The following is a 24,364-nucleotide window of genomic DNA, read 5'->3' as shown; positions in this document are numbered from 1 at the left end:
GAAAATATAAACGCTGAAAGTACCATTCGGTTTATCAAATTGCGCTTTTTAAAGACCAACTTATTGAATTATCACTTCTATTCTTCGGTTCAGGGCCCGATTTTCCTCGGTATCATTAGGCCTGAGTGGCTCTGAAGCCCCTTTTCCCACCGTGCCCAGTCGTGATTCCACAATACCCGAAGCCAGCAAAAAATCCTTCACCGTTTCGGCTCTTTTGGTACTAAGGGTTCGATTATACGATTCAGTACCTACATTGTCCGTGTGCCCTGCGATAGTAATAGCAAGGGAAGGATGTGCTTTCAAAAATTTTACCAGGCGATTCAATGAACTTACCGAAGCAGGCTTTAAACTGGTATCGTCAAAATCAAAAAATACATTTTCAAACACAAAATGACTTCCGGAGGAAATCGGCTCCAGGAATACTTCCAGGTTGTTTTTATTTTTCAAACTATCCCTTTCCACATTGTATATTTTGGGCATAAAGCCTTGCTTTTCCACATACAACCCTGAAAAAGCACTATCCGGGTAAATCATGGTAAAGGTACCTTCCTCTCCCTCGGATCGGAAACGGTACAAAGTGCTGTCGTTGTCAAGATTGACCAGGGAGAGCATGGCTTCTACCGGCTCGCCGGTCTGCTCATTGACCACCCTACCTTTTGTCACGATCAGCTTCTCCCCCAGATCAATCGACTCCGGGAAATCAAAGCGAAACAAAAAGGAACTATCTACCCTGCCTTGATGAAAACTGTTTTCAGTATAGTATGCGTAATCCTTTTGAGCCGCGATGAAAAGAGCCAGTTGATCTTTCTGGTCGTTTATGGGGTAGCCCAAATTTTCGGGGTAGTCAAAACCTCCCGCTTTGAGCTTACTCATGTATATATCTTTTCCACCAAATCCCGCATGCCCATCAGAGGCGAAAAAAAGAACGGTATTGTTAAAAAAAACAAACGGAGAAACCTCATCTCCCGGAGTATTTACCTCCTTACCCAGGTTGGTGGCAGCAGACCATTGCCCCTCTTCCAATCTCCTGGAATACCAAATATCATTCCCTCCTTCTCCCTCAGGCCTGTTAGAAGAAAAGAACAGGGTACTCCCATCCGCCGACAGTGAGGGCTGAGAATCCCAAAAACGTGAATTAACGCTTCTACCCATATTCAGCGGTCTTTGCCAAGAGCCATTGACTCGCTCGGTCAGGTACAAATCACAACTCCCAAAGGAGTCCGGCGTATCGCAGGAAGTAAAAATCAACAGGTTACCATCGGCAGAAATGGTACAGGTTCCTTCGTTGTAACGCGTATTTATAGCCAGCGAGATGGGTTCCGGAACAGTCCATTCCCCATTTTCGAAATTGGAAAAAAAAATGTCCTCATGATCCCGAACCGATGTACCATCCCGTTTCGTAAAAAAAATTCGCCTGCCGTCAGCCGTTAAAACCGGGAAATACTGTAATTGGAATCGATTCAAAGGTGCCGGCAGCTTTTCTTTCCGAAGGTTCAGTGGGTTTTGGATGCCTTCTTCAATAATTTCAAGTTGCTGTTTTTTTTGCTGGTAGTGATCGGATTCCAGAAATTCCGTTGTGAAAAATGCTCGGCTTTCCTGAATTACCTGTAAAGCCTCCGTAAACTGCCCCATTTCCAATAAAATCTGCCCATTTAACCAGCCCAATTGACCGCGGAAAAAATCACTGTCCTTAATAGAAAGTCTGCTTTGGCCCAAGTTCACCACTTCCAATGCTTCCTCAGGTCTTCCGCTGCTTAGGAGGGTTTGGGCATGGCGGATATAAGCTTCGTAGAAATCCTTACTCCTTTGATAAGCTTCCTGAAATTTTTCCATGGCTTCGGGAAATTGCTTTCTGCTGAGAAAGACTTCCCCTTCTTCGAAATATTTTATTGCCCGTTTGTCAATAATGGAATACTCCTGACCGGAAACCTGAATGCAGGTAGCCAGCAAAAACAAGAAGAAAAGGAGGACTTGCCGCATCATATATAAACTAGGGGATTTCCATGAATTTGTGTGTTTGAAGCGAAATCCGCCAGGAGGGATTTTCTTTGACAAAATCAACGATCAGCGGCATCATCTTTGTCGCTTTCGACCACTCCGGCTGCAAAAGTAAATTGCAGGAAGCAGCAACCTTAGCGGATTCTTTTCGAGCAAAATCAAAATCACTTTTATTGAATACCACTACCTTCAATTCATCGGCCTTCGCATACATTTCCGGCACCGGGGATTTAAATTTTTTGGGTGAAAGACAGATCCAATCCAGTGCTCCGGAAAAAGGATGAGCCCCGGAGGTTTCCAGATTTATTTTAAATCCATGGTCTTTTAATCTACTTGTCAATGGCCCCAGTTCGTACATTAGCGGTTCCCCGCCGGTGATCACGGCCAATCTCCCCGGATAGGCTGCCGCCTGGGCTACGATTTGATCTATTTCCACCAAAGGCCACCTACCGGCTTCCCAGGAATCCTTTACATCACACCAGACACAACCCACATCACATCCGCCCAAACGTATAAAGTACGCTGGTTGACCGGAATAAACTCCTTCTCCCTGTATGGTATAAAATGCCTCCATTAATGGCAATACGAATCCTTCCCTGACCCTGCTTTCTGCTTCTATTTTCATAATTTTTGATTAAGCGGGTAATTGAACCGCTGGTGATTACTAAAAAACGTCTTTTTTACTGGTATATTTTACCCTGAGCGGCAAGAAGGGTATTGTATAGCAGCGAGGCAATGGTCATGGGACCTACCCCTCCCGGTACGGGCGTGATGGCAGCTGCCTTGGATACCACCTCATCGTACTTCACGTCTCCAACCAGCCTAAATCCACTTTTTTTACTCTCGTCCGGAATCCTGTGAATCCCTACATCAATGACGACAGCCCCTTCTTTCACCATCTCCCCTGTCACAAAACCCACTTTGCCAATGGCTACGATCAGAATATCGGCCGACTGAACAATCTCGCGAAGGTTTTGGGTCCGGCTGTGGGTTAAGGTGACCGTGCAGTTGCCCGGATAAGCATTCCTGGCCATTAAGATACTCATGGGAGACCCCACAATATGGCTTCTTCCGATTACCACACAATGTTTACCGGAGGTTTCTATCTCATACCGCTTCAGTAACTCCACAATGCCATTAGGAGTGGCAGAAATATAAGCCGGCCAGCCCAAAGTCATGCGCCCTACGTTGGCAGGGGTAAAGCCATCCACGTCTTTTTCCGGTCGGATTTTGGCCGTGACCTTTTCTACGGAAATATGTTTAGGTAAGGGTAGCTGCACAATCAGCCCGTCAATTTCCGGGTTTGCGTTAATTTTATCCACTTCATGCAGCAATTGTTCTTCGGAAACAGTTTCTTCCATTCGGACGAGCGTCGATTCAAAGCCTACCTGCTCACAAGCCTTAACCTTGGCCGCTACATAGGTTTGACTGGCTCCGTCATTGCCTACCAAAATAGCTGCCAGATGTGGAGAACGCTTCCCTTCCCCTTTCATTTCGGCAACTTTTGCGGCAATCTCCTCCTTAATGGTACTTGAAATTTTTTTTCCGTCGATTTTAGTAAATCCTTCTTTTTGTTCCATTTGTGCTCACTTTATCCGATACCCGCCGGGTATTTCAAATTCGTTTCGTTTGCATGTGATAATAGCGCAGTACGGGAAATCTCCAATCCTCTCCTTCCAAGATAACTTTTAATCCAATTTGAGTACCGCCATAAAGGCTTCCTGAGGAACTTCCACATTACCTACTTGGCGCATGCGCTTCTTCCCCTTTTTCTGTTTGTCCAACAATTTTCTTTTTCTGGATATATCGCCACCATAACATTTAGCCAACACATTTTTTCGCAAGGCTTTTACGGTCTCTCGAGCAATTACCTTGGTACCGATGGCAGCCTGTATGGCAATTTCAAACATTTGACGGGGCACCAGCTCTTTGAGCTTTTCACACAGCCGTTTTCCCCATTCGTAGGCTTTGTCCCGGTGAACAATGGCGGAAAGGGCATCTACTGGCTCTCCATTTAGCATCACATCCAGTCTTACCATGTGCGATTGCCGGAAACCGATCAGTTCGTAATCCAGGGAGGCATAACCTCTGGAAATGGTTTTCAATTTGTCAAAAAAGTCAAAGACAATTTCCACTAGAGGCATATCGAAAGAAAGTTCCACCCGGTCGGAAGTCAGGTAGACCTGATTTTTTATTTGCCCCCGCTTGTCCATGCAAAGCTGGATTACAGGGCCTACGTAGTCGGCTGCCGTGATGATGGCTACCTTTACAAAGGGTTCTTCTATATGTTTAAACAAATTGGGTTCGGGCATGTCGGAGGGTGCGTTGACTATCCGGTATTCATTATTGTTCATCAATGCCCGAAACTGCACCGAGGGTACGGTGGTAATCACCGTCATGTCAAACTCCCTCTCCAATCGCTCCTGGATAATTTCCATATGAAGCATTCCCAGAAAGCCACACCTAAATCCGAATCCCAGAGCTGCTGAAGTCTCCGGTTCCCAGACCAGGGAGGCGTCGTTCAGCTGCAACTTTTCCATGGAGGCACGCAGTTCTTCGAAATCGGTGGTTTCTACCGGATAAATCCCCGCAAATACCATGGGTTTCACATTTTCAAATCCCTGTACGGTATTGCTGCAGGGTCGTTTTACATGAGTAATGGTATCCCCTACTTTTACCTCTTTGGCCACTTTAATACCGGAGACAAGGTAGCCCACATTGCCTGCTCTTAGCTGTTGCTGTGGTTTTTGCTGAATACCTAAAATACCAATCTCATCGGCTTCGTACTCTTTGCCAGTGTTCACAAACTTGATCCGGTCTCCTTTATTAATGGTGCCGTTAAATATGCGAAACAACACCTCCACTCCACGGAAGGGATTGTAAACGGAGTCAAAAATCATGGCTTGCAATGGTCCTTCTTCGTCCCCTTTTGGAGCGGGTATTTTTTCCACCACCGCATTCAGGATATCTTCTATGCCTATCCCTTCTTTGCCCGAAGCCAGGATGATGTCCTCCCGGTTGCAGCCAATCATTTCCATGACTTCTTCTGCCACCACCTCGGGTTGGGCGCCAGGAAGGTCAATTTTATTCAGCACCGGTATGATTTCCAGATCATGACCAATGGCCAGGTAAAGGTTGGAAATGGTCTGGGCTTCAATTCCCTGAGAGGCATCTACTATCAACAAGGCTCCTTCGCAGGCGGCGATGGAGCGTGACACCTCGTAGGAAAAATCCACATGACCCGGAGTATCGATTAGATTCAGCGTGTATTCATCCCCCTGGTAGGGGTACTTCATTTGGATAGCATGGGATTTTATGGTGATGCCCCGCTCTCGTTCCAAGTCCATACTGTCCAGAAGCTGGTCTTGCATCTCCCGCTCGGTCACCGTATTGGTAAATTGCAAGAGCCGGTCAGCAAGGGTACTTTTGCCATGGTCGATATGGGCTATTATACAGAAATTTCTTATTTTTTGCATGTTCATACTGAGTGCAAAATTAGTAAATCCCCGGCGTTTTTATAGGTTTTGCTGATTTTAATTAGAAGTAGGCCTTTCTGTTGGTTCACCGCAGATTTACACTGATTTTCACAGACTTTTTCTGAAATTTTTAAGCTGCGAGGATTAACTCATTTTCTGTAATTAATCTGTGGTAATCTGCGTAATCTATAGTGGGACCATCTTGCAGGTTGGATTTGTTTACAGAATCGCAGATATTTGGGATATATTGAAAGCTGGTCGGTGAAAATGAACCATTTTGGACCGGGCATCTGGCTCCGCATCCATTCAGCGCAGGACAGAGAAATCACTGGCTATTATTAAGAAGAAATACGGGAATTTAATGAATAGAAATGCTTTTCTGTGTGTGGCAGCCGCTCTGTTATTTTGTGGCAGCCTGCTTTCGGGGTCGATTCCCAAAGAACCACCCAAAAGGGGGAAAGTAACGGTGTCTCCAAACCGCTCACTCAATTGGGAGGATTTTAAACAGGTAGAAGTCATCCGCGGAACAAGTAGCATCAACGCCATTTGCCTCAGCACCTGCGAGGTGGAGATCCTTAAGGTGCACCCCTTTCCTGACCACGTAAAACTGGAAATCAATGCCAAAATTCACCTTCAGAAAGACCTGTCTCAGGTGAACCGGGATTTTCTGATCCGATCAGACGAGGGCACGAAAAAGCAGGTATTGCATCATGAAAATGGTCACTTTTTCATTGCTCAGATCATTGGCTACCGAATCGTACGGGATGTGAATGGCTATTCATTTGATCCCAACCAGTACAAAAACCAACTGAACGGAATCATCCGGGAAAATTTCAAAAATTGGAAAAGACTGGACTCCCAATACGATGCCCAAACTACCAAACCAAGAAATGCCGACGCACAAAAACGCTGGGATGAATTTTTCACATCGGAGCTGCTGGGACTACGGCAGGAAATTTATCCCTAAGCCATGAAATCCATCGCAGAAAAAAAGAAAAAAGAGCACCTTGTCGAATACATCCTGTACCTGTACCGCATGGAGGACCTTATCCGTGCGTATCAATTTAACATGGAAGATCTGGAGCAGTATGTATTGGCGCACAAAAACGTTAGCCAGCATGACCGGGTCGAAAGCAAAGCCTGGCTGGCCGATTTGGCGGAATCCATGAAACATGCCGGGGTTGAAGAAAAAGGTCACTTACCCGAAGTGCAGGCCCTGGTCGATCGGCTGGCAAAATTCCACTGGAAATTACTCAAAACGGACCCGGACTACCTGGCCCTCCACCGCAAAGCCCAGCCTCACCTACTCACGTTGCTTTCCGACCTAAACGATGAAAATCCAGGACACGAAATTCAGATTTTTATACACACCCTCTACGGATTGTTGTTGAGCAAATTAAACGGTAAAAAAGCCCCCGAATCCATTGAAGATGCCGCAGCTCGGTTTGGGGAAGTGCTTTCCTACCTGGATGCGCGGTTTAGAACTTCCAAACCGGGCTGATACCAGGCTTACTGCCCGCCATCCCAGTACTCGTACACACTGTGGTAGCAGTCGTTTACCTGCACGTGATCCAGGAAGGCCTGGTAAAATGGATGACAGCCGATGGTTGCGCTATCTCCAATTACGATGAGTTTTCGCTTAGCCCGGGTGAGTGCCACATTCATTCTACGGGTATCGCTTAAGAAACCAATTTCTCCCTGCGGATTGGATCGGGTAAGGCTGATCAGGATAATGTCTTTTTCCTGTCCCTGAAAGCCATCCACGGTATTAATGGAGATGTTCTCCATCTTTTGTTTTAAAAATAGCCATTCCTCGCTTTCATCCAAATACTGCCTAATCAAACGGACCTGGGCACGATAGGGGGCAATAAGGCCGACCTGCCAGGCCTGGTTTTCATCTTGCATCCAACCGATTCTCCGGATCAGGGACTGGAGCAGCCGAAGTGCCATCAGGGCTTCTTCTTTATTGGCGATACTTACTGTTTCCCGATCCTGGTGTTCCAAAAATCCGCTTCCGGCGGTATCGATAAATTCCATTACCGGTTCGGATGCACTCAAGTAATGAAAAGAAGTATTGGGAGCAGCAGCTAATGCTCCCCCATAGAACAGCTCATTGGGAAAAGCCATGATTTTCTGCGGCATGCGGTATTGGATAGATAGCATACTGGATGCGCCTGGCTGCCTGGAAATGGCTTTTTCAAAAAGAGTGTGTTGCAATCCTTCCGCAGCTTTCCGGGACTTGATGGTGGGAGGTAGCTGGCAATGATCTCCTGCCATGACCACTTTATCGGCCTGTAATAAGGGAATCCAGGAAGCGGGTTCCAACGCCTGCGCCGCCTCATCCAAAAACACCACCGGGAACTGCCTTCCTTTTAATATGGAGCCGGCAGAACCTACCAGCGTGCAAGCGATCACTTGAGATGAATCCAGCACGGACTGCACCATGTAGTCATAAAGCAGTCTGGCTTCGTCAAAACAGCGACGCGCCTCCTTCTGTTGAAGACTTCTTTTTTCCCTTTCGGCTGAGCCGAAGCTCCTCTTAAACTTTTGGGCATTTCTTTTAAATTCTTCACCGGATTTTTTAAGCTTTTTGTAGTCTTTAAAGGAGGGGTGAGCCAGCACTTTTGCATCCACCGTTTGCTGTATCAGGTTTTCTTCCACGCGAGAAGGATGTCCTAATCGGAGCACATTCAGCCCTGCCTCCGTTAGTTTTTCTACCAATAGGTCCACGGCGGTATTGCTGGGGGCACAAACCATGACCTGGGGAGTGGACGTAACCGCAGCTACTACGGCCCTAACCAGACTGGTAGTCTTTCCTGTGCCCGGAGGTCCATGCACGACGGCCATATCTTGGGCGCGGAATATTAGGTCCAGCGCTTCATTTTGACTTATGTTTAGGGTTTCATCCGTTTTCCCTGGAATATCCGAAAAAGCCGGTTTCCCATTGCCTAATAAAATATCCCGCAGGTGTGCAAGTCGGTTATTTTCTGCCTGCATGACCTTTTTAATGGCCTTTTCCATCACTTTATACGAAGTTTCATCAAACAACAACTCAACACCAAGTTTTCCATCGTTAATCCAATCGGGTAAATGTCCCGTATGAAGACTAACCGTCATCCGATTTTGCTTCACATAATTGATCACTCCGTTCACGTATTCCGACCGAAGGTCGTTTTCACCTGAATTTGAAAAGAAGCAAATAGATTTACCCGACTGGAAACCATGACCTTCAGAAATTTCTGTGGTAGAAATCTCGACTACCAACTGATCTGAAAATGCCCATTTTACTTTGACTAAATCTACTGGATACCAACACATTCCGGCCATTACTTTATCTTTAATGGACTTTCGATACGTAAGGTTTCGGAATTGATCCCGATCTTCCTGCCATTCTTGCAGTAAAAGTTTAGTAGTATATGCTAATTCTTCCTTTATATTTGTCATTTGAATTTTTCCAGGTGAGAGCCCAAGATTAAGGAAAACATTTCTATTTACCAGAAATTAACAGTTGAAGACACGGTGAATTTTCTTGCTCATGCATATTTATCATTTGAACGGCCGAAGGTCCTGGTGGGCAATTTTATCGGAGATTTTGTCAGGGGGGAATTAAATAAGCAATTTGAAAAAGAAATTGTTATTGGGATTCTTCTACACCGGGAAATCGATTCCTATACCGACAGTCATCCCCTTGTAAAACAAGCCCAGGAGTTGTTGAAGCCTGAATTTCACCGATATTCCCTGGTGATAACGGATATGTACTACGATCACTTTCTGTCAAAAAACTGGAGCGCTTATAATGACAAAAGTATAAAAGAATACACCCAGTGGGTGTACCAGGTGATCGCCTCCCACAAGCCCATCTTACCTAAAAGGTTTCTACATCCTTTTAAATACATGCGAAGAGAAAATTGGTTGGAAGCTTACGGAAATATGGAGGGATTGCAACGTTCCTTTACCGGACTTTCCTATCGGACTTCTTTTGAATCTGGGATGGAGAAGGCCCCTGAGTTTCTCGAACGGCACTACGATTTTTTTGAAGATAACTTCAAACACTTTTTCCAGGATTTGATTCTATTTTCAAAAGAAAAGTTGGACCAAATAGAACAAAACAATGGTAACTTGTAAGCCCAAAAGAAATACCTACCTAAGCCTAAGTCTGATCGTTCTTGCATTGATTGCAGGACTGGCCTATTTGCTAAACGATTTTTACAGGAGTCGGGAGTTTCCACTTCTGTTTTATTTGGCGGGCACTTCCATTATAACAGTGGTGATACTCCTATTGCTGGTGAAAATGATGGCAAGTTATAAATTTCTGGCCGCAGGAAAGGACCGGATTTCCCTGTGGATGCCGCTCAAGGGATGGCGAAAAACCTACTCACTGGAAGAAATCCTCGCCTGGCAGGAGGAAGAAGTAAAAGCCAATCAACGCGTTTTTAGGCAATTGATTTTGGTGTTTTCGGACAAATACTCCTTTACTATCAGTAACCACGAACACCATGGATACGACGATCTCAAAAAATATTTAGCCCGAAAAGTAGCCAAAAAACGGGTCAAAAATTAAATTCCAAAACCATTCTCGACCTATGGTTTCCAGTCAAAGGTGTCCATTCCCTCCAGACATGCCTTAAGTAGCTGAATACTCGCGGCCACATCGGCTTTGTTAGCCATTTCTATGACCTGATGCAAATGGCGGGTAGGAATGGAAATCGCTCCTGCGATGGCCCCCTGTTTGCCCATTCGCTGCACTCCTGCCGTATCCGTGCCTCCTGCGGTAAGTATCTCCGTCTGATAGGTAATGTTGTTTTTGGAAGCCGTTTCTTTCATAAAGTTCACCATACGGTAATCACAAATAGCAGATGAATCCATGATTTTAATGGCGGTACCCTTGCCCAATTCCGTGATTTTCTCATGGGCGTCCGCTCCGGGAAGGTCAAAAGCAATGGTAGTATCCAGGGCAATTCCAAAATCAGGATCTATTTGATGAGCCGACACCTGAGCTCCACGTAGCCCTACCTCTTCCTGAACGGTAAAGGTAGCATACACATCAAAGGCGGGAGTTTCCAGTTCCCGCAAGGTTTCGAGTAAAATGAAAACGGCAATACGGTTGTCTATGGATTTGCAGTTCACACAATTCCCCATTTCTACCAATTCGCGTTCACGCGTGATGGGATCGCCTACCTGCACCCATTGCTCTACTTCCGATTTTTCCATTCCCAGATCGATGAAATAGTCGGTAAGCTTGGGTAGCTTGGTTTTCTCTTCCTGGGTCATCACATGGATGGGCTTGCTACCCATCACCCCGATCAGGTCTTTTTTCCCGTGTATGATTACCCGTTGGGCGGTTAAGGTTTTAGGATCGAAGCCTCCCAATGGATGAAATCTCAAAAAGCCATTTTCATCTATATGGGTGACGATGAATCCAATTTCATCCATATGAGCGGCAACCATTACCCTTTTATTATCAGGATTTCTTTTACCCCTTTTGATAGCAATTACATTTCCCAGGTTGTCGATATCGATTTCATCTACCAAACCTTTGGCATGCTGAAAGACAAAATCCCTGATTCTTTTTTCAAAACCAGGCGCACCTGGTAACTCACAAATTTGTTTTAGTAAATTTACGTTGATCATTGAATCTGATTTTTCAGTTAATAGGCCCTGATGACTTTTCCCTCCATGTAGTTGACGAAGGCCTTATTGACTACGCGCATGCCTCCTTCTGTCGGAAAATCACCTGTAAAATACCAATCACCAGTATGGGCAGGACAAGAAAGGTGTAGATTTTGCACGGTTTGGTAGATCACATGAACCTCCGCCTCAATGCTTTCTGAAGTAATAATCTGGGCAATTTTATCAGAAATCTCCTGATCCGTAAAGGGATCGTATATTTCCTTTACAAAATTCACTTGCTCATCCGGATCAGTGGTGCACTTTTCATATACGCGATCCAATGTACTGTCCATACCGCGTTCTTTTAACAGGGCAACTGCCGCCCGGAAGGCGATAAAGTCTTTCATTCTGGACATGTCAATGCCATAGCAATCCGGAAACCGGATTTGGGGAGCTGAGGAAACAATAATGATGCGCTTAGGCTTTAGCTTATCCAACGTGGTCAGGATACTTTTTTCAATAGTCGTGCCCCTGACAATGCTGTCATCAATCACAACGATCGTGTCCACCCCTGAGCGGATGACTTCATAGGTCGTATCGTACACATTGGAAACCATCACATCCCGATCGGAATCGTTGGTTATAAATGTTCTCAATTTAACATCTTTGCTCACTAGCTTTTCCACCCTCGGCCTGAAATTCAAAAGGTCCTCCAGGTCTTCCAGATGAGGTTTTCCTTCAATAAGAATCTCGCGTCTTTTAGCACTCAGGTAATCCTCCAGACCCTCAATCATGCCATAATAGGCCGTTTCTGCGGTATTGGGTATGTAAGAAAATACGGTGTTCTTTAAATCAAAATCGATGGCTTTGAGGATTTGGGGTACCAGTGCCCGGCCCAGGTTTTTTCGCTCCCTATATATATCCGGATCGGTGCCCCTGGAAAAATAGATCCGCTCGAAGCTGCAACTTTTTTTCTCCCTTGGGGGGATTATTTCGTGCTCCGCATAAGAGCCATCCTTGTTAAAAATCAAAGCGTTGCCAGGTTGGATCTCCTTAATCTGTTTGTAATCAATATTAAAGGCTGTTTTGATAGGAGGTTTTTCGGAAGCCACCACAATGATCTCATCGTCGGCATAATAGTAAGCGGGACGAATGCCACTTGGATCTCTGACGACAAATCCAGCTCCATTACCTATCAGGCCTGCCATGGCATACCCTCCGTCAAAGTCCCGGCAACTTCTTCTCAATATCCTGGCCACATCCAATTCCTGTTCAATTACCTCCGTGATTTCCCGGTTGGAAAACTGCCCTTTGTATTTATCAAAAATTCGCTGGTTTTCTTCATCCAAAAAATGGCCAATTTTTTCCATTACAGTGACCGTATCCGTTTTTTCTTTAGGGTGTTGCCCCAACTTCACCAGGTTGTCAAACAATTCCTCCACATTGGTCATGTTAAAATTCCCGGCCATCACCAAATTCCGGCTTCGCCAGTTATTTTGCTTTAGAAAGGGGTGGCAGGTTTCAATGCTGTTTTGACCATGGGTGCCGTAGCGGAGATGTCCCAGCCAGACCTCTCCTGAAAAAGCGGTATTTTCTTTTATCCAGCTGGCATCCATCAGATCGGCTTCATTTCCCGCCTTTTTAGCCTTTTTATATTTCTTGTTGATTTTTTGAAAAATCTTGGTAACTGCTTCAGATTCCACCGAACGGTACCGGCTGATGTATCGGGTTCCGGGCCGGGTATTGATCTTAATATTCGCCAAACCCGCACCATCCTGACCCCTGTTGATCTGCTTCTGCATCAGTACATACAGCCTGTTTGCAGCGTAAAAAGGGGTTTTGTACTTGTCAATGTAATACTGTAATGGTTTCCTCAGCCGGATCAGCGCAATCCCACATTCATGTTTGATCTCGTCACTCATAGTCTAATGGCAGGGTGAATGAAGGCACAAAGTTAATCCTTTTTTTAGGAATAAAATCCTGAACCCCACCAAACCTAACTAATAAAATTAAAAAAGCCTGTAAACCGATTGCCGGCCTAAAACGGTACCCTTTGGTAAAACTCATTCCCATAAAGGATATTTCTGCAATCGGATTTGTTTACCAAAGAATAATTTGGTGGTTTCCTCAAATGACACTGTGTAATCGGATACCAAAAACCGATCTTCATTCCCATAACCTTTTTTCGCCAGAAGCTGATGGTACCCCAAAAAAGAGGCAACGGATTGCGCCACCGTTTCGGAAGCATCGATGAGATCTACATTTCCTCCATAGAAATCCATAATTTGCTTTTTTATCAATGGATAATGGGTGCATCCAAGTACCAATGCCTGAATATCCGCCAGGATTGGTTGTGAAAGATAAGATGCTACAATTTCGTTGCTGATATTTTTTAGGTGAAACCCCTCTTCGATCATAGGTGCCAGCAAGGGGGTTGCGAGTGACTTAAGCTGTATTCCCGCATTGAGCGTATTGATTTTTTGCAGGTACACCCCGGATCCGACGGTTTGTTTCGTCCCAATCAGCCCTACTTTCTGGCCGGCATGGTTTTCCCTTAGGTAATCGACTACCGGATCTATGACATTAAACACATGGGCTTTGGAGGCCACGTAGGCCTTTACCAATTCGTAGGCCGCTGCTGAGGCAGAATTACAGGCGATCAATATCAACTTGCAGTTTTGTTGCATAAGAACATCCGCAATTTTTATTGAATAGGCCTGAATAGCAGCGGTGCTTTTATCTCCATAGGGCAAATGGGCGGTGTCACCAAAATAAATGATTTGCTCATCGGGCAACAATTTTTTTACCTCTTTGGCCACCGTTAATCCGCCAATTCCACTATCAAAAATTCCTATCGGTGCCTGTGCCTTTATCCCCATCAACTCAGCTTATAAAATTCAAACACGTTTCTAAAACTAAATGTACTTATAAAACCAAAATCCTTGCTTTCTGCCCGCTTCTGCTATCCTGGCTTTCTTAATCTAACAGATTTTTTGAAAATCACCAGAATTAGTGAAGGGGTTTCCCGACTTCTTGTAAAAAAACAGCCCCGTCTTTCAGGCTTAAAAAATCATCCTGTCAGAAAATAAATCCCCGGGTTCACGCACCCGGGGATCTGCAAGCGAAGAGGTTAAACTATATTAAACTTGAACAAATATACAAAAGATTTTTTTAGCCACAATAGTCAACGAATTTCACCATTATGGGTATTTTCTACCCAGCTGCGTGCGATTTTTTACGGAGCCCCTGTCGAAATTTGAAATGGCACAATTCGTGTATTAACCAGGGAAAGAAGAAAACCAGCTATGAATAGGAATTTAACCATATGGGGTATATGGTTGGCATTTGCGGGATTAATCCTTATTGGCTTAATTTCCATGAAAGCGCAACTAAATGAAAATTTTAGACGAATCGGGGACAACCAGTACGTTACAGAAGACGTATACGCACTCATACAAGCTGATACGGCGTCCATTTCTGTTGGTGACCTTCCGTCGTCTGTTCGGGATGTGATTAGAAACGACAGCCTTATCAATAAGTTACAGATTACAGCAGTCAAAAAGATTTCGAAGAAAAATAGTGATTATTACGATGTTTGTTTCCTGGATAGCGATAATTTCAATATCCTGGTGATGTACAATAAAGATGGCGGCGTAATCAATCAACTACATGCATACGAATAACAGCTAAGCCAACGTTTACCAAAAAGCACTGATTGCAAAATCGGTGCTTTTATTTTATATTTAACGATACCTGGATGGAAACATATGGCAAAAATACTTCTGATAGAAGACGATCTTACCTATTCAAAAATTATTAAAAACTTTTTGGAAAAGAATGGGTACGAGGTTTCGTGTAGTACAAAAGTAACTGAGGGTTTGCAGTCTTTAGAAAAAACAAAACCCAACCTGGTCATCACTGACTATCGGCTACCTGATGGTACCGGAATGGAGGTATTGGATCAAGTAACTCAACATTTCCCAACTACGCCTGTAATACTGATCACTAACTATTCGGATATCCGGACAGCCGTAAAATCCATGAAGATGGGTGCATTTGAATACATTACCAAACCTATCAACCCCGATGAATTGCTGCTTACAGTAAAGCAGGCCCTAAAAAAGGATCCCCGGAAACCCGCCATTACTTCACAGACCAAATCAAGTCCTCCCCGCTCAGAGTCAGTTGATTTGTCCTACCAAGTGGGTCAAAGTAGCCAGGCATTGCAGATTGAAAAGCACATTGAATTGGTTGCTCCGACAGACTTAAGCATTATTGTTTTAGGAGAAAGCGGGACAGGCAAAGAATACATTTCCAAAAGGATACACCAAAAATCAAAACGGTCAAATGGGCCTTTTGTAGCAGTAGATTGTGGTGCCTTATCAAAAGAACTTGCCGGCAGTGAATTATTTGGACACGTGAAAGGTGCCTTTACCGGAGCCATCGATCACAAAACAGGTCATTTTGAAAGTGCCAATGGAGGTACCATTTTCCTGGATGAAATAGGAAACCTCAGCTACGAAATCCAAATCAAACTCTTGCGCGCCATTCAGGAAAGGCAAATCAGGAAAATTGGTGGAAATAGTGATATTCCCATAGACGTCCGAATAATTGCAGCCACGAATGAAGATTTACAGGAATTAGCTAAATCAGGACAGTTTCGAGAAGACCTTTTTCATCGCCTAAACGAATTCAGTCTTAGAGCACAGCCCTTGCGGGAAAGAAAAGAAGACCTTCATTTTTTCGCCATGCTTTTTCTGGAAAAAAGCAATGACAGTCTTGAAAAAAACGTGACCGGATTTAGTCCTGAGGTAGAAAAAATATTCATGGAATACCACTGGCCAGGAAATCTCCGGGAGCTAAAAAATATAATTCGAAGAGCTGTTCTATTAACCGGGGAGGGATTGGTTCATCCTGACGTTATCCCTTCTGAATTGTTGGAAAGTGAGCCTTTTCCTGCCATGGACATTCATTCTGCCAGTGATTTAAAGTCATCGTTCGAAGAACAGGAAAAATCATTGATTTTAAAAACCCTGGAAGAGACGAAATTCAACAAATCCAAAGCGGCTAAAGTGTTGAATATGGATCGGAAAACCCTATATAACAAGCTCGAAAAATATGGACTAGACTAATCGGCCATTGCATATCCGAACCGCTCAGCCAGGTCCTCAAGTAGCGCGTTAATTTTTTCTGTCAGTTCCCATACCAATTCCTGAATCCCATCGGTTAACCCCAATTTAAGCTTGGACTCAATGGTTTTCGCTACCCCTCTTTCTTTAAATTTTAGTTGCCCCAGTCTACTAGAGAGCTGATGGGCAATCGCCTGTACTTTCTGATAGTCCTTTTCATCCGATGCCTTGTTAATCCGAATGAGGTCTAATCCCGTTTGAGTGTAAAAGCCTTCCAGGATATCTTTAAATAATTCCTCGTCGCCCATACAAAACTTTTTGATTTCAGAAAGGTCGTAGCTTTTTGTTTCATCACCTACCACCTTCAGCCCATTCGTAGGAGAAGGAATGGGTTCTGTAACGGGTAGGGTAGCTTTTTTGGTGGCAGGTCGGAGGCTGGCCGTTATTTTTTCGATCAGCTCTCTCTCCGTAAAAGGCTTGAGTATAATCCGATCAAATCCTTCTTTCAACAAGTCTTCTTTTTCTCTGGCAAAGACATTTGCAGTTATCGCCAAAATCGGCGTTTGCCTGTATCTTTCACGACTTTTAAGGTTAGCCAATACCTGATAACCATCTATTTCAGGCATTTGAATATCTACTAATGCCAGGTCAAAATCTTCTTCCTTAAAGTTCTTTTCGAACTCTATTCCACCAAGGAAAGAAATTACTTCAGCCCCCAGTTCCTTCAACAACAGACCCGCTAATTGGAGACCCAAAGGATCGTCGTCTACCAACAAAACCCGGAGTCCTTCGATTCGTTCCAGCCGGATTTTCGGAACCTCTGACTCTTCTTTTTTATCCAGTAAAGTGGTGGGAAGAAAAACAATGAAACGACTTCCAACGTTTGGCTCACTGACTACCTTAATTTTTCCTCCCTGTAAATCTACTAGTTTTTTTGCTATTGCCAGGCCCAGGCCGGTACCCCCGTATTTTCTCGAAATACTTCCATCCCCTTGATTAAACTCCCTAAACAGGTTTCGTTGCAATTCAGGGGACATACCCAAGCCCGTATCGTTCACTTCTACTATCAGGTTTCCTTTTTTATCACAAGATACACGAACCTGCACCTTCCCTTTCTCCGTAAATTTTACGGCATTTGACAGAAGGTTCGTCATGACCTGGTTGAGTCTTAATTCATCGCCCAGAAAAATCTTTCCTTTTGGCAATAAAATGGAAAAGTCCAGTGTTAGGCCTTTTTCTAATGCTTTTTGACGAAAAAAGGAATGTAAGTTTTTAAAAAAAGGTTGGGGTTCAATGATTCCCTTTTCAATTTTAATTTTGCCCGCTTCGAGTTTGGAAAAATCTAAAATATCATTGACAATCCCCAAAAGAGTTCCGGAAGCAAAATGAATCATTTTTACATACTCCTGTTGCTGTTGATCCAGCGAGGTTTTGGACATGGCGTCATTGTATCCCTGAATAACATGCAACGGATTCCGTATTTCATGACTCATGCTGGCCAAAAAATCCTGTTTCGTTCTGGCTAGATTATCCGACCGTTTTTTTGCCTCTGTCAATTTCTCCTGATAGGTTTCCGATTTCTTAATCTCCCCTACAATGCTAAAAATAAATCCGGATGAGCCGATCACTCCTACTACAATTAATACACCTAAAAGGAAGGAGAAGTTATAGGTAAGTTCGTATGCCGATTCATTTTCTGCTTTAGACTTGAGCAATGCCTCGTTTTGTAATGAGGTAATGATATCTTGAATATTGATTATAAGTGCCCTGTTTTTTTCATTGAGATCCTGTTCCAGTTCTCTTAGTCTAGATCGCAGAAACTGTTCTTCATTATTGATATCGAGAACCATCTGACGTATTGTATAGATAATGGAATCCGATCCGAAAAGGGGTTGTGCATTTTCTGGGTTTACCCTATTCAAATTCAAACGTAACATGGCCAGTATTTTTTCCATGTCCTGTTTGCCACCCGCCGCCAATGACTCACTAGAGATCCCCTCTTTCTCTATATTTTCCGATTTTTCTTCCGCAGCAGCGGAATTCAACCCGGAACCTGGATTAATACCTATCCGGATTTTTCCAAGGCTCTGCAGTCTGCTTAACTCTTCTTTTCTCTTTATTTTTCTTTCGATGTTATTCAAGGCTTCTTTACTGAAATTCCGGTTGTAAAGGTTGTTTTTCACATCCTCCAACCCTTTGTAAACCACCATGAGTTCGTTAACGCTGTAGTCGATTCGCTTTACCTGATTCATTTCGGCAGAATCGGCCACCATGGCTTCCAATTTTCGTATTTCCTGTTGAATTTGACGGTAATAATTAACATTTTCACTGGAATCTTCCTCCGAAATAACACTTCTGGATTTATCCAATTGATAAATATCCGCCAGTAATTTATTTAAGTTTCTTAGTTTTTGATTGGGTTCAGAAAGGGATTCTACTGATTCGAGTAGTTGGTCAACACTGTAAAAGGTAATCACCCCGGCTCCCACTATCAGGAAAGAGACCAGAAAAAACCCGGAAATTACTTTAATTCTTGTATTAAATCTCATAGACATGGCTATTTAAACGAAGCACCAATGACCTTTGTCGTACAGAAGGGCTTAAATGTAACCATAAAATGCTGAATTTTGTATTTAACAGGTTGAAAATGAAGTTGTTTTTATACGCTCTCTCCATTTTTCCGATTAATTCCTATTATGGAGAAATCAGGTTTTCTTCCGTTACTTCCTCAGAAACCGATTGTTGCGTGATAGACTCAAACACATGGTAAATGGCGTAATAGGTTACCGGCACCGTCACCACTAATCCTATGCCAAAAAGAAATGCTCCAGCGATATTTCCAATTGCCAAAATCAATCCAAAAACAAAAAATTTCGTCCATTGCTTGTGGATTATTTTTCTACTGTATTCCAAGGAATTCCAGAAGTCCATTCCCGCAAAAATACTGATCAATACCCCAAACATGTAAGCTACCATCAGGTAAACTCCAGGTACCAAAAGGGCGAATATGCCCAACACCGTCAAAAATTGACCAACGATCCAGACCAAAATTACCGGAATATAATACCCAAAGCCTTTGAAAAAATCCGGATAAAGCACCGGTTCATTCAAACTAACTTTATTCGCCACCAAATAAAATCCCGCAAAAAGAGGTCCGGCTAGAAATAAGGAAAAAACGAATAAAAAATCACTGGCATATACCATGAAGAAAAACTGAAGGGATAGAATAAGCAAAGTAAACAAGATGGAATAGACTTTTACTTTTTTAAAGGTTTCCCAACCCTGAATGAAAGCTTCTTTTATGTCAAATTCGTAAGGTTTTGCGATGATTGATTCCAGGTGGTTTTTGTCCATTTTTTTTTATCCTACTTCGGTATTTAGTGTGGTATTATCTCGTGATTGCTTCAAGTATATCGTGTTTCGTAATGATATGTACCCGGTGAGCCTCATCCCTAACCAGTACGGCCTTTTCCTTTTCCACCATGGAAGAGAGCACGTCCAGCGTGCTATCCAAGGCTACAAAATGCATGGAATCTTCCATCACTTGTTCCACCGAGGCATCCTTGATCTCCGGATTTTCAATAATTTTTAAGAGTAATTTATTATCTGTCAGGCTTCCTATTACCTGCCCATCCTCCATTACCGGAATCTGAGAAACACTTTTTTCGTTCATAAGAGCAATCGCATCCCTGATTTTATCCTCTTTCCGGACTACCACCAGCTGATAGGCCTCATTTCTGGCAGCCACGATATCTCTGGCAGTCCCGTAGGCTTTATCCTCCAAAAACCCATGATTCCTCATCCAGTCATCATTATAGACTTTCCCCAAATACCGCGTTCCGTGATCCGGAAGCAATATCACCATTACATCCCCCTTTTTGAGGTTCTCTTTGGCATATTCTAAGGCTCCATGAACGGCTGATCCGCAGGACCAGCCCACAAACAAGCCCTCCTCTCTGGAAAGCCGCCGGGTCATTACAGCAGCATCCTTATCTGTAACTTTAATAAATTGATCAATAACTGAAAAATCAACGTTTTTGGGCAGTATATCTTCTCCAATCCCTTCGGTTAGATATGGATAAACTTCATTTTCGTCAAACTCCCCTGTCTCTTTGTATTTCTTAAAAACCGAACCGTAGGTATCAATTCCAATAGAAACCATTTCCTTGTTTTGTTCTTTAAGGAATTTGGAAGATCCCGACATGGAACCACCCGTTCCCACTCCAGCCACGAAATGGGTGATACTTCCTTCCGTATCTTTCCAAATTTCCGGACCGGTGGTTTCGTAATGGGCCCTCCAGTTAGAAAGGTTATCGTACTGGTTGGGATAAAAGGAATTGGGAATGTCCTCATTCAATTTCCTGGCAACAGCATAGTAGGATCTCGGATCGTCCGGAGCTACATTGGTCGGACAAACAATCACCTCTGCGCCAACTGCCCTTAAAATATCAATTTTTTCCTTGGATTGCTTATCAGCCATGGTGAAAATGCATTTGTATCCTTTGGCTATGCCTGCCAATGCCAGCCCCATCCCCGTATTTCCACTTGTTCCTTCAATGATGGTTCCCCCGGGTTTCAGAATACCTTCCTTTTCTGCATCTTCCACCATTTTTATCGCCATCCGGTCTTTCATCGAATTCCCGGGATTAAAATATTCCACTTTTACCAATATCTCCCCTGCTATTCCCTTATTGAGTTTATTCAGACGGATCAAGGGGGTATTTCCGATAGTATCTATGATGGAGTTATAAATCATACACTTCTATTTTTTAGGAGCAATTTAATAAAAAAGAGCCAGCCATATGGGCTCAAAGGTAATTAATGGATAAGTATTTGATGAAACCAGCTATTTTAGACCTGCCAAAAGATACAGCACCGCCATTCTTATCGCTACTCCATTTTCAACCTGTTGGAGGATAATGGAATGGTCTGAGTCTGCTACGTCGGAATTCAGTTCCACTCCCCTGTTGATAGGTCCGGGATGCATGATGACTATTTCTTTGTTAAGCCGATTCAGGAGTTTCTTGTTGACTCCGTAGTACAGCGAATACTCTCGTAAGGAAGGGAAATATTTTATTTGTTGTCTTTCCAACTGAATTCTTAGAACATTGGCCACATCACACCACTGAAGGGCTTTAAAAACTTCCTGCTCTACCTGAACGCCAAGATCCCGAATGTATTTCGGTAGCAGGGTTGCAGGGCCGCAAACCATCACTTCTGCCCCGAGCTTTTGCAAACAGAAAATATTGGACAAAGCTACTCTGGAATGAAGAACATCACCGATAATAGCTACTTTTTTTCCGGCCACATCTCCCAATTTTTCCCGGATAGAAAAGGCATCCAACAAAGCCTGTGTTGGGTGCTCGTGTGTACCGTCTCCTGCATTCACAATATTCGCCCGAATATGCCTGGACAAGAAATGGGGAGCCCCTGGACTGGAGTGCCGCATGACCACCATGTCTACTTTCATAGCCAGAATATTATTCACGGTATCAATGAGGGTTTCTCCTTTTTTCACCGAACTACTCCCGGAAGCAAAATTTACCACATCGGCAGAAAGCCTTTTTTCGGCCAGTTCAAAAGATAGCTTTGTACGCGTAGAATTTTCAAAAAAAACATTGGCGATAGTGATGTCCCGAAGTGAGGGTACTTTTTTGATAGGTCGGTTCAACACTTCTTTAAAACTATCTGCCGTTTCAAAAATCAACTGAATATCCTCCTCGCTGAGATTTTTAATCCCTAGTAAATGTCTGGTACTGAGCTGCTGCATAGGGCTATTTTTGTTCCTTTTCAGTGATCCAAATGGCATCTTCAGGATACCCCTGAGACTGCCACTCGACACTCACATATTGGCTTTCAAGTGTATTTACCTGCCTTCCATAATAATCGGGCTTAATGGGAAAATCCCGTGTATATTTCCTGTCAATCAAAACCATCAATTCTACTTTCTGAGGTCGCCCAAAGGCAATCATGGCGTCCATGGCTGCTCTGACGGATCTTCCCTTGTAGAGTACATCGTCTACCAAGATTACTTTCTTATTCTCTATTAAAAAATCGATCTTCGTCTCGTTAGCTTTCAATGGAAGATCCCTTCTCCTGAAGTCATCCCTGTGAAAAGTCGCGTCCAGGTAACCAAATTTCAGAGATACCTGTTGGATTTCCTGCATGCGCTGTATGATTCTGTCCAACACTAATGCTCCCCTCGGCTGAAGCCCCAGAAGCACTGTGTTTTCAAAATCATCATGGTTTTCTATCAATTGATGACAAAACCTACTGATGGTAATGGATAGCTGGGTTTGGTCAAGAACGAGTCTTTTTTGCATGATTGAAATTTGGAGCAAATATAGGAATTATTTGCTTGAGCATGCCCGCCTTAAATGAAATCATCCACTTTAATTTTAGTAAAAAAATTTACTTCCCTGCTCTTTGCTTGCCCATCTTCTCCCTGATAACGGATCCTTTGCTTACCACTTAGTAAATAATAATCGTCATACCACCAGAGCAACTGCAGGGTACTCTCTTTGGTATCGGCAATGCGTTCATTTTCATCGATCAATTCCAACTCAAAGGGTTCATTTTCAATCACAACCTCACCATCTTTTATCTGGCTTAACATCAACATCTCCTCATCCAAATACATATAAAACAGGTTTCGCCCATTAAAACTGATTTCACCATACTTAACCGGCCTGGTTTTGCTGTCATTATCCAGATTAAGGGTATTGTCCCATATGATATTCCCCTCCTCATCAAATAATATAAACTGAGCCGCAAGGTATTTGTACTGGTTACTCACCTGACTGCTTCTAAATCGAGGATCGATCCAAAGAGGATTGTATAATCCACCATATCCTCCCATCATGGGATTTAAACGGTAAAAATTACTGGCGTACATGCCATCTCTGGGAATGTACCTGGAAGAAGAGGAAATAAAATGGTCATTGTATACCAGATAATACCCGTCCGAGGCATTAATTTCCCGGGTAACTACCACGTTCCGTATGGGTATTTGTTTCCCTCGATTCAAGTTTCTTTCTACTCTCCTTAGTTTGCGTTCCCTGGCCTTATCCGGCAAATAATTGAAAAAATTTTCAAAATCAGAAACGGTATAAAATTTGTTTTCATATTCTCCAAATTCATTGATTTTGGTGAAATACAATCCCTGATAGGCTTCCTTTTTCCTTAAACCGTAGGGACCTATCAGCGCTTGCTTGTACTGATGAGAGGAAGTAAGCAATCCCTCCACAATTTCCATAGAAGGATCTCCCAAATCGTCTATTTTCACCTCTCGGAGTTTGTTACCTTTGGTATCAAATGTAACTATCGATACGATCTTCTTTTTATAAAAATCACGGCTGCTAATGACCACGTCAAACACATTTAATTCCGGGTCTTTTCTCATTTGTAGAATTTTCGCATCCTTTTCAAAGAGCCCCGGTACCGTAATTACCTCTTTACTCAATATATCAAAAATTTGAATAACCGGGCGGTAGTCGTATTTCCCCATGAAAACAGCATGCTTGTTAAACACCAGAAAATCCTGCAACTCCATTTCCAAAATACTGTTGAGTTCTAATTCCTGCATCGTTTGATTCTCCAAATTAATTTCGAAAATGGCTTTTTCAGAATCGTATTGCGAGCCCTTATTAAACAAAACGTACAGAAGATCCTCATCCAGGTCAAATCCTTCCAGTTCATAAAAACCGTCAAGTTTAATCTGCCTGGGCGAATCTGCCCGTAATTGAAAGTCACCTACCACATATTGGAAAATATTTTTACTCCCATAGGAGGTCTCTGATTTCATCCGGAAAGCCACCATTCCATTTTCCCTGGGCAATACAAAGAAATCATCATCCGACCATTCGGTCTCCACTTCCAAACGTTGGGTAAACTGTACCTGAGCCAACGTGGATGTACTCAAGGACAGGAAAGAAAGGAAAGCAAAGAGGAAAATAGTATTCATATCTGAAGGTTTATTCTGCATTTCGGCAAGTTCGGGGATTAGTGATTTTTTTCTGGGTTCAACTACCTATTTACCGAGGTAAACAAAAACCCAATCGTCTGAATTCACTAATTTGATGTTTTCCTCTAGCCGGATCAAACTGATTCGTTATACCAGAGAAAGCCAATTAGGTAAGGATAGAAACTGGT

Annotated in this window: 20 protein-coding genes; 6 read left to right on the top strand and 14 right to left on the bottom strand. The window is 43.3% G+C overall.

The features are described from left to right. Window positions 1–60: 60 nt before the first annotated feature. From GKS34_RS21810 to lepA, 4 genes are all read right to left on the bottom strand, one after another. Window positions 61–1,983 carry an OmpA family protein gene (locus GKS34_RS21810; RefSeq protein ID WP_317167999.1) on the bottom strand — a complete coding sequence of 641 codons (1,923 nt, stop codon included), beginning with the start codon at window positions 1,981–1,983 and terminating at the stop codon, window positions 61–63. 7 nt (window positions 1,984–1,990) lie between these two features. Continuing rightward, window positions 1,991–2,617, bottom strand: a complete 627-nt coding sequence (locus tag GKS34_RS21805; protein ID WP_163387132.1) for a 7-carboxy-7-deazaguanine synthase QueE — start codon at window positions 2,615–2,617, stop codon at window positions 1,991–1,993. Window positions 2,618–2,678: 61 nt separating this feature from the next. Next, window positions 2,679–3,578: a bifunctional 5,10-methylenetetrahydrofolate dehydrogenase/5,10-methenyltetrahydrofolate cyclohydrolase gene (locus GKS34_RS21800; RefSeq protein ID WP_163387113.1), complete on the bottom strand. Its 900-nt coding sequence runs from the start codon at window positions 3,576–3,578 to the stop codon at window positions 2,679–2,681. Between the two features lie 108 nt (window positions 3,579–3,686). Then, window positions 3,687–5,480 (bottom strand): translation elongation factor 4, encoded by a 1,794-nt coding sequence (lepA, locus tag GKS34_RS21795; RefSeq protein WP_163387112.1) that lies wholly within the window; start codon window positions 5,478–5,480, stop codon window positions 3,687–3,689. 271 nt (window positions 5,481–5,751) lie between these two features. Here lepA and GKS34_RS21790 point away from each other — a divergent pair, with 271 nt between their 5' ends. Then, the gene (locus GKS34_RS21790; RefSeq protein WP_240459415.1) at window positions 5,752–6,441 is read left to right on the top strand and encodes a hypothetical protein; all 690 of its coding nucleotides are present in this window, start codon (window positions 5,752–5,754) and stop codon (window positions 6,439–6,441) included. Between the two features lie 3 nt (window positions 6,442–6,444). After that, window positions 6,445–6,975 carry a DUF4924 family protein gene (locus GKS34_RS21785; protein WP_163387111.1) on the top strand — a complete coding sequence of 177 codons (531 nt, stop codon included), beginning with the start codon at window positions 6,445–6,447 and terminating at the stop codon, window positions 6,973–6,975. 8 nt (window positions 6,976–6,983) lie between these two features. Here GKS34_RS21785 and GKS34_RS21780 read toward each other — a convergent pair whose 3' ends face one another. Beyond that, window positions 6,984–8,918, bottom strand: a complete 1,935-nt coding sequence (locus GKS34_RS21780; RefSeq protein WP_163387110.1) for an IGHMBP2 family helicase — start codon at window positions 8,916–8,918, stop codon at window positions 6,984–6,986. 75 nt (window positions 8,919–8,993) lie between these two features. Between GKS34_RS21780 and GKS34_RS21775 the strand changes: the two genes are divergently transcribed. After that, complete coding sequence (locus GKS34_RS21775; RefSeq protein WP_163387109.1) at window positions 8,994–9,599, top strand: acyl carrier protein phosphodiesterase; 606 nt, start codon at window positions 8,994–8,996, stop codon at window positions 9,597–9,599. Beyond that, entirely contained in the window at window positions 9,586–10,035 is a 450-nt protein-coding gene (locus GKS34_RS21770; RefSeq protein WP_163387108.1) for a hypothetical protein, read from the top strand. Before GKS34_RS21775 ends, GKS34_RS21770 begins: the two co-directional genes overlap by 14 nt. A 20-nt stretch (window positions 10,036–10,055) precedes the next feature. On the opposite strand, the gene GKS34_RS21765 is transcribed toward GKS34_RS21770, so the two are convergent. The 3 genes from GKS34_RS21765 to murI all read right to left on the bottom strand — a co-directional run bounded on the left by GKS34_RS21765 (window position 10,056) and on the right by murI (window position 13,963). Beyond that, a complete protein-coding gene (locus GKS34_RS21765; protein ID WP_163387107.1) occupies window positions 10,056–11,105 on the bottom strand; it encodes a M42 family metallopeptidase in 1,050 nt (349 codons plus the stop codon). Between the two features lie 17 nt (window positions 11,106–11,122). Then, a complete protein-coding gene (locus tag GKS34_RS21760) occupies window positions 11,123–13,006 on the bottom strand; it encodes an amidophosphoribosyltransferase (protein ID WP_163387106.1) in 1,884 nt (627 codons plus the stop codon). Window positions 13,007–13,147: 141 nt separating this feature from the next. After that, window positions 13,148–13,963: a glutamate racemase gene (murI, locus tag GKS34_RS21755; protein ID WP_163387105.1), complete on the bottom strand. Its 816-nt coding sequence runs from the start codon at window positions 13,961–13,963 to the stop codon at window positions 13,148–13,150. A 426-nt stretch (window positions 13,964–14,389) separates the two neighbouring features. Between murI and GKS34_RS21750 the strand changes: the two genes are divergently transcribed. After that, a complete protein-coding gene (locus tag GKS34_RS21750; RefSeq protein WP_163387104.1) occupies window positions 14,390–14,767 on the top strand; it encodes a hypothetical protein in 378 nt (125 codons plus the stop codon). A gap of 84 nt (window positions 14,768–14,851) precedes the next feature. Then, the gene (locus GKS34_RS21745) at window positions 14,852–16,216 is read left to right on the top strand and encodes a sigma-54-dependent transcriptional regulator (RefSeq protein ID WP_163387103.1); all 1,365 of its coding nucleotides are present in this window, start codon (window positions 14,852–14,854) and stop codon (window positions 16,214–16,216) included. Here GKS34_RS21745 and GKS34_RS21740 read toward each other — a convergent pair. From GKS34_RS21740 to GKS34_RS21715, 6 genes are all read right to left on the bottom strand, one after another. Beyond that, window positions 16,213–18,762: an ATP-binding protein gene (locus tag GKS34_RS21740; protein ID WP_163387102.1), complete on the bottom strand. Its 2,550-nt coding sequence runs from the start codon at window positions 18,760–18,762 to the stop codon at window positions 16,213–16,215. The two genes, GKS34_RS21745 and GKS34_RS21740, sit on opposite strands and share 4 nt — an antisense overlap. Before the next feature lie 145 nt (window positions 18,763–18,907). Further along, the gene (locus GKS34_RS21735; protein WP_163387101.1) at window positions 18,908–19,567 is read right to left on the bottom strand and encodes a DUF2189 domain-containing protein; all 660 of its coding nucleotides are present in this window, start codon (window positions 19,565–19,567) and stop codon (window positions 18,908–18,910) included. Window positions 19,568–19,601: 34 nt separating this feature from the next. Beyond that, window positions 19,602–20,969, bottom strand: coding sequence for a cystathionine beta-synthase (locus tag GKS34_RS21730; RefSeq protein ID WP_163387100.1), 1,368 nt, complete (start codon window positions 20,967–20,969; stop codon window positions 19,602–19,604). A 90-nt stretch (window positions 20,970–21,059) separates the two neighbouring features. Further along, window positions 21,060–21,983: an aspartate carbamoyltransferase catalytic subunit gene (locus GKS34_RS21725; protein WP_163387099.1), complete on the bottom strand. Its 924-nt coding sequence runs from the start codon at window positions 21,981–21,983 to the stop codon at window positions 21,060–21,062. A gap of 4 nt (window positions 21,984–21,987) precedes the next feature. Continuing rightward, the gene (gene pyrR, locus GKS34_RS21720; protein WP_163387098.1) at window positions 21,988–22,536 is read right to left on the bottom strand and encodes a bifunctional pyr operon transcriptional regulator/uracil phosphoribosyltransferase PyrR; all 549 of its coding nucleotides are present in this window, start codon (window positions 22,534–22,536) and stop codon (window positions 21,988–21,990) included. Window positions 22,537–22,586: 50 nt separating this feature from the next. After that, window positions 22,587–24,176 (bottom strand): transcriptional regulator, encoded by a 1,590-nt coding sequence (locus GKS34_RS21715; RefSeq protein ID WP_240459413.1) that lies wholly within the window; start codon window positions 24,174–24,176, stop codon window positions 22,587–22,589. Between the last annotated feature and the right edge of the window lie 188 nt (window positions 24,177–24,364).

Origin of the sequence: Cyclobacterium jeungdonense (assembly GCF_010994275.1) — a bacterium.
Classification (GTDB): Bacteria; Bacteroidota; Bacteroidia; order Cytophagales; family Cyclobacteriaceae; genus Cyclobacterium; species Cyclobacterium jeungdonense.
Note: the sequence above shows the minus strand (reverse complement) of the source record. Positions and strands in the feature narration are given on the sequence as shown.